Annotated in this window: 11 protein-coding genes; 6 read left to right on the top strand and 5 right to left on the bottom strand. The window is 73.4% G+C overall.

Annotated elements, in window-relative coordinates; translation table 11 throughout:
- The first annotated feature begins 11 nt into the window (after positions 1–11).
- Positions 12–1,268 (top strand): extracellular solute-binding protein, encoded by a 1,257-nt coding sequence (locus tag KUM39_RS15250; protein ID WP_308288140.1) that lies wholly within the window; start codon positions 12–14, stop codon positions 1,266–1,268.
- 222 nt (positions 1,269–1,490) lie between these two features.
- Here KUM39_RS15250 and KUM39_RS15245 read toward each other — a convergent pair whose 3' ends face one another.
- The 3 genes from KUM39_RS15245 to KUM39_RS15235 form a co-directional block, all read right to left on the bottom strand.
- Positions 1,491–2,282 carry a S1 family peptidase gene (locus tag KUM39_RS15245; protein ID WP_217786167.1) on the bottom strand — a complete coding sequence of 264 codons (792 nt, stop codon included), beginning with the start codon at positions 2,280–2,282 and terminating at the stop codon, positions 1,491–1,493.
- Between the two features lie 210 nt (positions 2,283–2,492).
- Positions 2,493–5,327 (bottom strand): ATP-binding protein, encoded by a 2,835-nt coding sequence (locus KUM39_RS15240; RefSeq protein WP_217786166.1) that lies wholly within the window; start codon positions 5,325–5,327, stop codon positions 2,493–2,495.
- A gap of 348 nt (positions 5,328–5,675) precedes the next feature.
- Complete coding sequence (locus tag KUM39_RS15235) at positions 5,676–6,527, bottom strand: helix-turn-helix transcriptional regulator (RefSeq protein ID WP_217786165.1); 852 nt, start codon at positions 6,525–6,527, stop codon at positions 5,676–5,678.
- A gap of 215 nt (positions 6,528–6,742) precedes the next feature.
- On the opposite strand from KUM39_RS15235, the gene KUM39_RS15230 reads away from it, so the two are divergent.
- Together KUM39_RS15230 and KUM39_RS15225 are read left to right on the top strand one after the other, a co-directional pair.
- Positions 6,743–8,416: an AMP-binding protein gene (locus tag KUM39_RS15230; RefSeq protein ID WP_217786164.1), complete on the top strand. Its 1,674-nt coding sequence runs from the start codon at positions 6,743–6,745 to the stop codon at positions 8,414–8,416.
- On the top strand, positions 8,413–10,023 hold the full coding sequence (locus KUM39_RS15225; protein WP_217786163.1) for an AMP-binding protein: 1,611 nt from the start codon (positions 8,413–8,415) through the stop codon (positions 10,021–10,023). Before KUM39_RS15230 ends, KUM39_RS15225 begins: the two co-directional genes overlap by 4 nt.
- Positions 10,024–10,140: 117 nt before the next feature.
- Here KUM39_RS15225 and KUM39_RS15220 read toward each other — a convergent pair whose 3' ends face one another.
- A complete protein-coding gene (locus KUM39_RS15220) occupies positions 10,141–10,524 on the bottom strand; it encodes a hypothetical protein (RefSeq protein WP_217786162.1) in 384 nt (127 codons plus the stop codon).
- Positions 10,525–10,598: 74 nt separating this feature from the next.
- Positions 10,599–10,847 (bottom strand): hypothetical protein, encoded by a 249-nt coding sequence (locus KUM39_RS15215; protein WP_217786161.1) that lies wholly within the window; start codon positions 10,845–10,847, stop codon positions 10,599–10,601.
- A gap of 267 nt (positions 10,848–11,114) precedes the next feature.
- Here KUM39_RS15215 and KUM39_RS15210 point away from each other — a divergent pair, with 267 nt between their 5' ends.
- The 3 genes from KUM39_RS15210 to uraD all read left to right on the top strand — a co-directional run bounded on the left by KUM39_RS15210 (position 11,115) and on the right by uraD (position 12,951).
- Positions 11,115–11,378 (top strand): hypothetical protein, encoded by a 264-nt coding sequence (locus tag KUM39_RS15210; protein WP_217786160.1) that lies wholly within the window; start codon positions 11,115–11,117, stop codon positions 11,376–11,378.
- A gap of 47 nt (positions 11,379–11,425) precedes the next feature.
- A complete protein-coding gene (locus tag KUM39_RS15205) occupies positions 11,426–11,737 on the top strand; it encodes a helix-turn-helix domain-containing protein (RefSeq protein ID WP_217786198.1) in 312 nt (103 codons plus the stop codon).
- 191 nt (positions 11,738–11,928) lie between these two features.
- Positions 11,929–12,951, top strand: a complete 1,023-nt coding sequence (gene uraD / locus KUM39_RS15200; RefSeq protein ID WP_217786159.1) for a 2-oxo-4-hydroxy-4-carboxy-5-ureidoimidazoline decarboxylase — start codon at positions 11,929–11,931, stop codon at positions 12,949–12,951.
- Positions 12,952–12,956 lie beyond the last annotated feature (5 nt).

Below are 12,956 nucleotides of genomic sequence, written 5' to 3'. Positions count from 1 at the left end.
GCGTGCCGCGCGTGCTGGTTCTGCTGGCCACCTGTCTCGCCGTGCTGGCGGCGGCGGCCGTCGTGGGCGTACGGGTGCTGGACCAGGAGCCGACCGTGACGCTGCTGGCCAACTGGACCGGCGACGACGCCCGGCACCTGCGGCAGTCCGTGCTCACCCCCTTCGAGCGGTCCCGGCACGTCCGCGTGGACTACCAGGGCAGCTCCGCCGAGAGCCAGGTGCTCGGCGCCGACGTGGAGGCGGGCACCCCGCCGGACGTGGTCGTGCTCACCGGACCGGGTGAACTCGCTGACTACGCACGGAAGAAGCGACTTGTCCCGCTGGACGGACTGTTGCCCGAGGGTCGGTTCGGCGCGTCCTGGGCGACACCGCTCGACGGGCACGTGTACTGGTTCCCGCTCAAGGCCGATGTGAAGAGCGTCGTCTGGTACCCCGGCGCCAGCTCCGAGCGGGAGGTGCGCGCGGCGGCGGCCCGGCCCGGCTCGTGGTGCCTCGGCATGGGCTCCGGCGCCACCAGCGGCTGGCCCGGCACCGACTGGATCGAGGACATCCTGCTCCAGCGCTCGGGATGGCAGGCCTACGACCGCTGGGCGCGCGGCAGGCTGCCCTGGCGCTCCGACGAGGTACGGCAGGCGTGGCGCACCTGGGCCGCGCTGGTCGGCGCGGGCGGGGACCGGGAGTTGACGGCACGGGCGCTGCGCACCGAGTACCAGGACGCGTCCCGGCTGCTGGACCGTGACCCGCCCGCCTGCACCCTGGAGCACCAGGCGTCCTTCGTCCGTTCCGCACCGGCCTGGCGGGACGCGCGGGGCGCCTATCTGCCGTCGGCCGCGCTGATCCCCGGCGCCCGACCGTCCACCGCCGGTACCTGGGAGGTCTCCGGGGACCTCGTGGCGCTGCTGCACGACACCCCGGCGGCCCGGAAGCTCGTACGGTATCTCGCGTCCACCGGCGCCCAACAGGCGTGGACCGCGCGGGAGTCGGGGTTCTCGGTGGCGGCCGGTACCGATCCGGCGGCCGGTGCGGCGGACGGTGCCGCCGGGTCCTGGCACCGCTCGCTGGCCCGTACCCTGCTGGACCCGCGTGCGGTGCACTGCTTCGACGCGTCCGACGCGATGCCGCCCTCGGTGCGGGACGCCTTCACCGAGGCCACTCTCCAGTTCCTCGCGGACCCGGACCGGCTGGAGGGGCTGTTGCGGGACCTGGACCGGCTGGCCGGTGACCGCTCGCTGACGTGGCTGCCGTCCGTGTGCGACCGGGACCCCTGAGACCGATGAGGTGTGGGGGTACGCCACATGTGGCCGCACCACATGTGGCCGCACCACATGGACGCCCAGCACATGGGCGCCCGGCACATGGACGTCCGCCACACGGGTGCCCGTCACATGGATAGGGGGGCGTTGCGGGCCGCTCGTGGAGGCCCGCAACGCCCCCCTGGCTTCTCTGGGGTGTCGCTCACTCGTCCTTCTCGGGCCGTACGGCCCGCGCGGTCAGGAGTTGACCTGCGCCGTCACCAGACTGGAGAAGGTGGTGAGGCGGGTGTAGACGCCGGGGAACCCGGCCTCCGCACACCCCTCACCCCAGGAAGTGATCCCTGCCAGGACGCCCCCGATGATCAGGGGACCGCCGCTGTCGCCCTGGCAGGTGTCAACGCCGCCGGAGGAGAATCCGGCGCAGACCATGTCGGACTGCACGTAGTCCGATCCGTAGGAGCCGCGGCAGCTCGCGTCGGACACGACCGGGACGGTCGCGGTCCGGAGCTGGTTGGAGGAGCCGCCGTTCTCCGAGGTGGTGCCCCAGCCCAGCACACGGGCGGTGGTACCGGCCGCGTACACGCCGGTCTGGGACGGGGAGACGTACGACACCGGGGCGTACGGCATCGCCGTCGAGAGGGTCAGCACGGCCACGTCGTCGCCGTTGGTGGCGTCGGTGTAGTCCGGGTTCACCCAGATCCTGCTGACGCGGCTCACCGTGCCGTTGGTGCCGTTGAGGAGGGTACGGCCGCCGACCACGCGGACGCTGCCCGTGGTCTCGCCGACCATGCAGTGCGCCGCCGTCACGACCTTCTTCGGCGCCACGAGGGTGCCGCCGCAGAACTGGCCGCCGGAGGCGTCCGTGATCTGCATGACGTAGGGGTACGACGTGGTGGTGGTCGTCGTACCGCCCACGATGGGCTGGGGAGCTGCGGTCGCCGCGGGGGCGGCGACCAGCGCGCCCGCCGCCGCCGCGGCGGTGGCCACGATCGTGGCGGCGGTGCGTCTGGCACGGGTGAGCCCGAACATGAGTCTCCTCAGTGGGGTTGCCGGTGGGGGTCGCACGGGTGTGTGGGGGGTGGCGGTATGCACGGGGACCGTGGTTCCGGACCCCGTGTGCCCGAGCGAGCGGCACGCCCTTACGCTAGGACCCGGCACCCGCGGCTCCCAATGAGGGAACCCCCTAACGGGCCGGGTGAGGGAAAACCCTCGGTCCGGCTCAGTTAACCTGGCGCGCCGTCACTTCGCGCGCCGTGCGGCGGCCAAACGGACGATGTCCACCCGGGACCGGATTCCCAGCTTCCGGTACACCCGTGTCAGGGTCGCCTCGACCGTCTTCACGCTGACGAACAGCCGTGAGGCGATCTCCCGGTTCGTGGCGCCCTCCATGACCAGCGCGGCCACCTGACGCTCCATCGCGGCGAGCCCGGCCAGCGCGTCCAGCGGTTCCGGCGCCGGGAGCGCGGGCTCCGGACCGGGCGCGGCGGGTGCCTCCTCCACCCGGCGCAGCCAGGGCAGCGCGCGGCAGCGCCGGAACAGCCGGGTCGCCTCGTCGTACGCGGCCGTACGGCGGGCCCCGCCCTCCGCGTGCCGGGCACGGAGCTGGGCCAGCGCCAACGCGGCACGGGCCTCCTCCAGGCCGTACCCGAGCGCCGCGAGCCGGTCCCGCGCGGACACCAACTGGGCCACGGCGCCCTCGTGGTCGCCGTGCGCGGCGCGGACCAGGGCCTCGGCCCGGTCGAGGACGGCGAGCACGCTCTGCCGGTCCAGCCGCAGCGCGTGCTCCCGGCTGGTGCCGATGACGTCCCGCGCCTCGGCGGTCTCGCCGGTCAGCACCAGCGCCTCCGCGAGATCGCCGTGCCAGCGCCCGCGCGCCGGGTCGGTGATGCCGAGCGCGAGTTCGAGCTGCCGCACCCGGCGCAGCGACCGCACCGCGCCCGCCGGGTCGCCCGCGACGAGCTGGGCGTGGCCCAGCGCGCCGAGCGCCCGCGACAGATACATCTGGTCGCCGTCCTCCTCGGCCTGCCCGACCGCCTCGCGGGCCAGCGCCAGCGCGCGGTCCACCTCGCCGCCGGACGCCTCCGCGAGCGAGGTCAGCATCGCGGACGCGGTCTCCCCGATCCCGCTGTCCCGTGCCAGCCGCAGTCCCTCGCGGGCCAGGTCCAGGGCGCGCCCGCAGTGTCCGGCGCGCAGTTCGGTCTCCGCGAGGCCGCGCAGGAAGTGCACCTCGCTCTCCACCGAGCCGCGCCGCCGCACCTCGCGCAGCAGCGCGGTCACCGTCGCGCGGGCCTCCGCGAGCTGGTCGCCCATGACCAGCCAGCGGAACCGGGCGCTGCCCGCGCCGTTGTGATGCCCGGCCACCTTCGGGTCCTGCGGCTCCTTCAGGGCGCGTTTGATGGTGCGGGGCGCGTCCGGGTGGCCCATCAGGGTTTCGGTCTGCGCCTGGAAGGCGAGCGCGAGCAGTTCGGTGCGCCGGTCGCCGCCGCGCTCCGCGAGCCGGGCCGCGTGCGCGGCGGCGCCCCGCGCCTCGGTGAAGTCGCCCTCCACGATCAGCGCCCGCCAGGCCAGCTGGTAGTGGACCAGGGCGAGCAGCCGCGGGTCGTCGCCCGCGTCCGCGAGGGCCTGCGGGAAGACGGCGTCCACCTCGGCCATCGTGTGCCCGGCGGTGTCCACCACGACGATCCAGGCCCGCACCCGGTCGGCGGGCACGGTCGCGCGGGTCAGCACCTCGCGGGCGATGTCCCGCGCGAGGTCCACCTCGCCCGCCGTGATGGAGTCCTCGGCGGCCTGCAACCGCCGCTCGTCGGCGCTCGGCGCGCTGCCCGGCGGGGTGTGCCGGGCGGACAGCAGGCCCAGGTGGGCGGCGACCGACGGGGCGCCCCGGTCGCGGGCGAGTGCCGCCGCCTCCGCGAGCCGGGCGGCCACCTCCGGGTCGGCGCCGGTCGCGGCGAGCGCGAGGTGCCGGGCGCGTTCGATCGGGTCGGAGGCGGCCGTGGACAGCGCCGCGTGCGCGGCCCGCCGCTCCCGCGCGGGTGCCTCGGCGTACAGCGCGGCGGATATCAGCGGGTGCGCGAACCGTACGGCGGGCGCCTCCTGGTCGGTGGCGAGCAGGCCGAGTTCGGCGGCCTGGGCGCACTCGGCCTCGGCGTTCTCCCGCCCGGCCGCGTGCAGCAGCGCGGCGGTCGGCCGGGCGCCCGCGCTGGCCACCAGCAGGGTGCGGCGGGCCTCCACGGAGAGCATGTCCAGGCGGCTGAGGACCAGGGCGCGCAGTGAGGTCGGTACCGGCAGCGGCTCGCCCGGCCGGGGCGGATCGGGGCGTTCCGCGAGCGCGCGGCCGAGTTCCAGGGCGAACAGCGGGTTGCCGCCGCTGGTGCGGTGGATGTCTCGCACGGTCGAGCGGGGCAGGGCGCCGTGCCCGCCGTGCTCCAGCAACCGCGCGGTCTGTACGCGGCTCAGCGGACCGAGCCGGACCGCGAGGGTGTCCGGTGGACAGGCGCGCAGATGGCGGTCGTACTCCTGGCTCTCCCGGCCCTCCGTGCGGGTGGCGCACAGGAGTTGGACGGGGGTGCCCTCCAGGCGGCGGGCGGCGAAGCCGAGGAGTTCGGCGCTGGCCGGGTCCAGCCACTGGAGATCGTCCGCGACGAGGAGGACGGGCCCGTCGGCGGCGAGCGCCCGCAGCGCGGACAGGACGGCGAGACGCAGTGCCAGGCCGTCGTGGAGCAGGCTGGACTCGGCACGGCCGGTCAGCGCCGACTCCAGCGCGGTCCGCTGGGCCGCGGGCAGCTTCGGGGCGACGTCTTCGAGGACCAGGCCGAGCAGGTCCGCGAGGGCCAGGAACGGCAGGTGGGATTCGGACTCGGTGGCGGAGCAGCGCAGCACGGTGCGGGCGGTGGCGCCGTATTCATCGGCCAATGCGCGCAGGACCGTGGATTTCCCTATTCCGGCCGGGCCGTGCAGCAGCACGCTGCCACCCGAGGCGAGCGCGTCGCGGGCCGCGGTGAACACGTCCTCGCGGCCGATGAGCAGGTCGGTGCGGCATCGGGCAGTTTCCCTGAAGTCCCGTCGCACGGTCACCGTTCCCCTCGCATGTCGTGTTCGGGCCAAATTCTAGGCAACGATCCCTGGAATGCCGACGGAAGCGGTGGTGAGGCAAATAACAAACCTTCACTCATTCGTAAATTCGGCGTTTCGGATCGGGAATGGGAAGGTTTCCTGACGGTCGTGCGGGGACTCGCCACAAGGGGGAGCGGCGGGGCCGAAAACCACTCCCTCCATGTGCCTCGCGTCCGTGTGCGCGACGCCCATGTGCGCCGCGTCCACATGGGCTACGGCCTCCATGTACTGCGTCCACATGTGCTGGGCCCACATGGTCTACGTCCAGGTGCGCTCCGCCCATGTGGTCCCCCCCAACCCCGATGGACGCTACGGCAGCAGTCCCGACCGGCGGGCCGCGCTCACCGCCTCTCCCCGTGTGTGGGCGCCCAGCTTCCGCATCGCGGAGCGCAGATACCCCTTCACCGTCTCCGGGCGCAGTCCCAGCCGGTCGGCCACCGCCGCGTTGGTGGCACCAGACGCCACCCAGGACAGCACGTCCAGCTCGCGCGGGGCGAGGCTCACGGCGGCGGCCGGGGGGTGCGGCACGGCCAACAGGGCGCAGGCGTCGAGTAGTTCCGACCGCAGCGCCGGGTCACCGATCCGGGGGGCCAGCGCGCGCAGGGCCGCGTGCGCCTCCCGCACCCGCTCGCCGCCGACATCCCGCACCCGCTCCCCGCCGGTCTCCGGTCCCCCGGTCGCCGCCAGTGCCGCCGCCAGCAGCGAACCGGCCTCCTCCCGTGCCACCAGCGCCTGTTCCACGTCCCGCGCCGCGGCCACCGCCGCACCCAGCACCCGGTCGCCCAGCGGCTCCGCCGAGCGCAGCGCCCCGTACAGCACCGCGCGCACCCGGCGCCGTACGACCACCGGGACCGCGAGCACCGAGCGCAGCCCCTCGGCGGCGACCGGGGCGTCGTACTCGTGGCTGATCCGCCGGGAACCGGCGTAGTCGGTGACCGCGCAGGGCCGGGCCAGCGCGACTGCCCTGCCGCCGAGGCCGTTGCCCGACACCACCGCGAGCGAGCGCAGCGCGGCCGTCGAGGTACCGCTCAGCTCGCTGATCCGGACGCGCGGCCGACCCGGCTCGACCGGTCCGCCGAAGGCGACCGGCAGCCCGGTGGCGTGCCGCAGCCGGACCAGCGCACCCCGGATCTCCGCCGCCGCCACGGCCTCTGCTGCCACTGTTCCGCTCCTTCGGCACGGCCGTCCGTACCCGCCCGCCACACAGGGGGCGGGACCACACCCCCGTTCGGGGGTAGTGAGACCCGCATCACGGATTAGACGATGCGGGGGAGCCGCCCGGCAATGGTCCGGAGCCGGGTGCGCGCCGACGGGTCGCGCGCACCGGGCGCGGACACCGCGCCGGACGACGCACCGCAGAACGACGGAGGACACCGATGACGACGGCCACCGAACAGTTCCGCGCCGCACGGGACTTCCTGCTGGCGCACCGCGAGGACTACGCAGCCGCCCGCGCGGGCTTCACCTGGCCGCGCCCCGAGCACTTCAACTGGGCGCTGGACTGGTTCGACGTGATCGCGCGGGACAACGACCGCACCGCGCTGCACATCGTGGAGGAGGACGGCGGCGAGACCCGGCTGACCTTCGCCGAACTGGCCGAGCGGTCCGACCGGATCGCCAACCATCTGCGGGCCCTGGGGGTCGCGGCCGGTGACCGTGTCCTGGTCATGCTCGGCAACCAGGCCGAGCTGTGGGAGACCGCCCTCGCGGCGATGAAGCTCCGCGCGGTCGTCATCCCGGCGACCCCGCTGCTCGGCCCCGCCGACCTGCGCGACCGGGTGGAGCGCGGTCGCGTCGCCCATGTGGTCGTACGGTCCGAGGACACCGGCAAGTTCGACGATGTGCCCGGCGACTACACCCGGATCGCCGTCGGTGGGGTGCCCGCACATGGGTGGGCACCCTATGCGGACGCGTACACCACCCCCGCCGACTTCGTCCCGGACGGGCCCACCCGCGCGGACGACCCGCTGATGCTGTACTTCACGTCGGGCACCACCGCCCGCCCCAAACTGGTGGAGCAGACGCACACGTCGTACCCGGTCGGGCATCTCGCCACCATGTACTGGATCGGGCTCAAGCCCGGTGACGTGCACCTGAACATCTCCTCGCCCGGCTGGGCCAAGCACGCCTGGTCGAATCTGTTCGCGCCGTGGAACGCGGAGGCGACCGTGTTCCTGCACAACTACACCCGGTTCGACGCGACCCGGCTGATGGCCGAGATGGACCGGGCCCGGGTCACCACGTTCTGCGCGCCGCCCACCGTGTGGCGGATGCTCATCCAGGCTGACCTGAGCCGTCTCGCGCACCGCCCGCGCGAGGTCGTCGCCGCCGGTGAGCCGCTCAACCCCGAGGTCGTCGAACAGGTCCGCCGTGCCTGGGGCGTCACCGTCAGGGACGGCTTCGGGCAGACCGAGACCGCCGTACAGGTCTCCAACAGCCCCGGCCAGGTGCTCAAGACCGGCTCGATGGGCCGCCCCAGCCCCGGCTACCGCGTCGAACTCCTCGACCCGGTCACCGGCGCGCCCGGCGCCGACGAGGGCGAGATCGCCCTCGACCTCTCCGCCCGCCCCGTTGGCCTGATGACCGGCTACCACGGCGACCCCGAGCGCACGGCCGAGGCGATGGCCGACGGCTACTACCGCACCGGGGACATCGCCTCGCGGGACGCCGACGGGTACCTCACCTATGTGGGCCGCGCCGACGACGTGTTCAAGGCCAGTGACTACAAGATCAGCCCCTTCGAGCTGGAGAGCGCGCTGCTGGAGCACGAGGCGGTTGCGGAGGCGGCCGTGGTGCCCGCGCCGGACGAACTGCGGCTCGCGGTGCCGAAGGCGTACGTGGTGCTGGCCGAGGGCTGGGAGCCGGGACCGGACACCGCGAAGGCCCTCTTCGAGCACTCCCGGCAGGTCCTCGCGCCCTACAAGCGCGTCCGCAGGCTGGAGTTCGGCGCCCTGCCCAAGACCGTCTCCGGCAAGATCCGCCGCATCGAACTGCGCGAGGCGACCGCGCAGGGCTCGGCGCACGAGTACCGCGAGGAGGACCACCGGTGACCCCCGACCCGTCCTACGCGCACGGCACAGGCACGACCGCCCTGCTGGGCGACACCATCGGCGCCAACCTCAGCCGCACAGCGGCCCGTTGGCCCGACCGTGAGGCCCTGGTGGACGTGCCCACCGGACGCCGCTGGACCTACGCCCGATTCGCCGCCGACATCGACCGGCTGGCGTGCGCGCTCCTGGCGAGCGGCATCGCCAAGGGCGACCGGGTCGGCGTCTGGGCCGTCAACTGCGCCGAATGGGTGCTGGTGCAGTACGCCACCGCCCGCGTCGGCGCCGTGCTGGTCAACATCAACCCGGCGTACCGCACCCACGAGGTGGAGTACGTGCTCAACCAGGCGGGTGTGACCCTGCTGTTCGCCTCGCCGCACCACAAGTCCAGCGACTACCGGGCGATGGTGGAGGAAGTGCGCGGCCGGTGCCCGGAGTTGCGGGAGACCGTGTACTTCGGGGACCCAGGCTGGGCCGCCCTGCTGGACCGCGCCCGCCCCGAGCACGAGGACGAACTGAGAGCCCGACAGGCTGAGTTGTCCTGCGACGACCCCATCAACATCCAATACACCTCGGGCACGACGGGCTTCCCCAAGGGCGCGACGCTCTCGCACCACAACATCCTCAACAACGGTTACTTCGTTGGTGAGTTGGTTGCCTACACCGAACAGGACCGCATCTGCGTTCCCGTTCCCTTCTACCACTGCTTCGGCATGGTGATGGGAAATCTCGCGGCCACCTCGCACGGAGCCTGCATGGTGATCCCGGCACCCTCCTTCGACCCCACGGCCACCCTGGAGGCCGTCCAGGCGGAGCGCTGCACCTCGCTCTACGGCGTGCCCACCATGTTCATCGCGGAGCTGAACCTCCCCGGCTTCGCCTCGTACGACCTGAGCACGCTGCGCACCGGCATCATGGCGGGCTCGCCCTGCCCGGTGGAGGTCATGAAGCGGGTGGTGGCGGAGATGCACATGGCGGAGGTGTCCATCTGCTACGGCATGACCGAGACCGCGCCCGTCTCCCTCCAGACCCGCATCGACGACGACCTCGAACACCGCACCGGCACCGTCGGCCGCGTCCTGCCGCATCTGGAGGCCAAGGTCGTGGACCCGGCCACCGGGGTCACCGTGGAGCGCGGCACCGCCGGTGAGCTGTGCACCCGTGGCTACAGCGTCATGCTCGGCTACTGGGACGAGCCGGAGAAGACCGCCGAGGCCGTGGACACGGGCCGCTGGATGCACACCGGGGACCTCGCGGTGATGCGCGAGGACGGCTATGTGGAGATCGTCGGCCGCATCAAGGACATGATCATCCGGGGCGGCGAGAACGTCTACCCGCGCGAGATCGAGGAGTTCCTCTACGGCCACCCCGGCATCCGGGACGTCCAGGTGGTCGGGGTGCCGCACGAGCGGTACGGCGAGGAGGTGCTGGCCTGCGTCGTCCCGCACGATCCGGCGGCCCCGCCCACCCTGGCCGACGTCCAGGAGTTCTGCCGGGGGCGGCTCGCGCACTACAAGGTGCCGAGCCGGGTGGAGATCCTCGACGGCTTCCCGATGACCGTGTCCGGGAAGGTGCGGAAGGTGGAGTTGCGCCAGACGTACGGGAGTTGAGGCCACGTCGGGCCGGGCAACGCCCGGTGCGCGGAGGACCTGCCTTCCGGTGGTCCTCCGCGGCATCCCGGCTCGGGGGAGGCGACGCGCCGGGCGTCGGCGCGGATGCCGCCCGCTTCAGGTGCGACGCGCGCGGCCGAGCAGTCCGGCCAGCGCGAGCGCGCCCCAACTCCCGGCCGCCGCAGCCGCTTTGATCCGCTGGGCGCGGCCGGGCAGCAGGGTGCCGAACAGCACGCCGTCACCTGCGTCCAGGGCGACGCGTACGACGGTGGTGACGGCGAGCGCGCGCGGGCCGGGGGCCAGCAGCATGGCCAGCCCGCTGGTCACGTCCCGCCAGCCCACGGCCCGTACCAGAAGCGCCGTGTCGGGCGGCACGGTGCCGTCCGCGTCCACCAGCCCCACCGGGCGGGCCAGCACCGCCGGGCGGTACGCGACCGCGCCTCCGTACACGGCGGTCGCCGCTCCCAGGACCCTCAGCAGTCCGACCCGCACCGTGGCCACCTCCACACCGTTCGACTCTCCGACCGTCCGCCGCCCGAGTACCCGCGAAAGACGACTGTGTGCCCCCGGCGCGGTCAGGCGCCGCGCGTCCGGACATCGTGCTCGGTCAGCCCCGGCCACTCCTCCGGGCCGCCGCCCTGCCAGTCGATCAGATCGGTCTCCTCCACCTCGACCCGGTCCAGATCGGCCAGTCGCAGGATCTCCACCACGTCGTCCAGGTGCGAGGCCAGTCCCAGGGTCACGTCCCCCTCGGTCACCCGCCGCGAACCGTCCAGCGCGGGGGCGTGGACGACGATGTGCGGATGCCGTGCCGGAGTGCTCATGCGTCCAGCGTCCCGCGTCGGCGGCCGGGGTGCCACGCGGGGGAGCGGGGAACCCGCCGGGACGGGCCGAGGACTCGCAGCCTCAGGTGAAGAGAATCGACAAACCGACGGCGAGCCGCCGGTCCGCGCATCCCCGCCGGACCGCGCTGCCTCCGGTCGGGAGTGACGAGGAATCTCATTCCGCATGGTGGAATGCTACTTCTGCCTGATGGAGTATCGCCGTCGATATACGCCGGTCGTCGAGGCGGTGGGCGGTAGGTTGTGCGCGTGCGATTGAAAGTGGAGTTCACGACCGAGCCCTTCGACCTCGACGAGGCCCCCGCGCACGCCGTCGTCGCCCGCGAGGTCATCGAGGCCGCCGACCTTGACGCGATCGACGTCGGCCCGTTCGGCAACACGGCGGTGGGTGGCGCCGAGGGCGTCCTGAACACCGTGGACGCGCTGCTGCGCCGCACCCTCGAAGCCGGGGCCACCCGGATCTCGCTCCAGGTCAACGTGGTCCAGGACCCGGCCGGGGAGCGTCGCGGGTGACCGGGGACGAGTCCTTCGTCGCGGCGGTGAAACCCCTGGTGGACGCGATGGGCGGGCAACTGCTCCCGCCCGGCGAGGCCGGTCCCGAGGATGTCGTGCTCGCCTGGGAGGGCGCGGACGTGATCGCCGTACGGCTGCCGCAGCTCGCGGACTCCCTCGCTCACATCCTGGCCGCGTTGCAGCGCCGGTACGGCCGGCCCCTCGCCGACCTGGACCGCAGGACGAAGCAGGAGGTCGTACGGTCGCTGGAGGCGCGCGGCGCGTTCGCGGTGCGGCACGGGGTGGAAACGGTGGCGAGCGCGCTCGGGGTCAGCCGCTTCACCGTCTACAACTACCTGAACCGGGAGAAGGGCGACTGACCGCGCGGGGTGCAGTGCAGGGTTGCCGGGGACCGCGCGGGGCCGGTGCTGCTCCGTTTCCGGCCCTCGGTGACCGTGACCCCCGCTTGTTACACGGATTTTTCAACAAACTGTTGACGCCCCGTTTTTCAGGGCGTTAGCTGGCGGCAGCCCGATCCGCACGACGGCCGTTTCCGGCCACGGAGGCTGACGTGACCACGACTCCCACGCCACCGGGCCTGGCCCGGCTCAACGGCGCGGCGGAACCCGAGGCCCGCGCCGCGCTCCACGAGGTCTGCGCGTCCACGGAGTGGGTGCGGCGGCTGCTCGCCGCCCGGCCCTACGCCACTGCTGAAGACCTCTGCGCCGCGGGTGAGACGGCCACCGCCGCCCTGACCACGGCCGATCTGCGCGAGGCGATGGCCGGTCACCCGCCCATCGGCCGCCCCCGGCCCGGCGACCCGGACTCCGCCCGTGAACAGCGCGGCATGGCCGGTGCCTCCGCCGAGCTGAAGGCGGAAATGCTCGAACTGAACCTCGCCTACCAGGAGAGATTCGGCCATGTCTTCCTCATCTGCGCCACCGGTCTGAGCGCCGAGCGGATGCGGGACGCGGTCCGCGAACGGCTCGGCAACCCGCCGGACCGGGAATGGGACACCGTCCGCACCGAACTGGGCAGGATCAACCGCATCCGCCTGGCCCGGCTCGCCGCACTCCCGGAAGAGGACGCCCGTCCCATGAGCACCACCCGCACCGCCTCCGTGTCCACCCACATCCTGGACACCTCCGTGGGCCGCCCCGCCCGGGGCGTCGCCGTCCGCATCGCCGCCCGCGCCGGACGGGACGCCGACTGGCGCGACCTGGGCGGCTCCGCGACCGACACCGACGGCCGGTGCAGGGACCTCCCCGCACCACCGGAGGGCACCACCCACGTACGGCTCGATTTCGCCGTGGAGGCGTACTTCGAGCAGGACCAGGCGCAGGACCGGCGGCAGGGCGGGAAGCGGGACGCCCCGCAGGGCGGGAAGCAGGACCACCCGCAAGGGCAGGAGCCGGACCACCCGCAAGGCCGGACGCAAGCCGATGATGCGCAGCAGGACGCCCCCGCGAACCGGGACACCGGCCCCGCGTTCTTCCCCGAGGTGGCGATCACCTTCGCCGTCGCGGCGGGGGAGCACTATCACGTGCCGCTGCTGCTCAATCCGTTCGGCTACTCCGTATACCGAGGGAGCTAGCACAG

The sequence above is a fragment of the Streptomyces corallincola genome (genome assembly GCF_019104725.1).
Taxonomy (GTDB): domain Bacteria; phylum Actinomycetota; class Actinomycetes; order Streptomycetales; family Streptomycetaceae; genus Streptomyces; species Streptomyces corallincola.
Note: the sequence above shows the minus strand (reverse complement) of the source record. Positions and strands in the feature narration are given on the sequence as shown.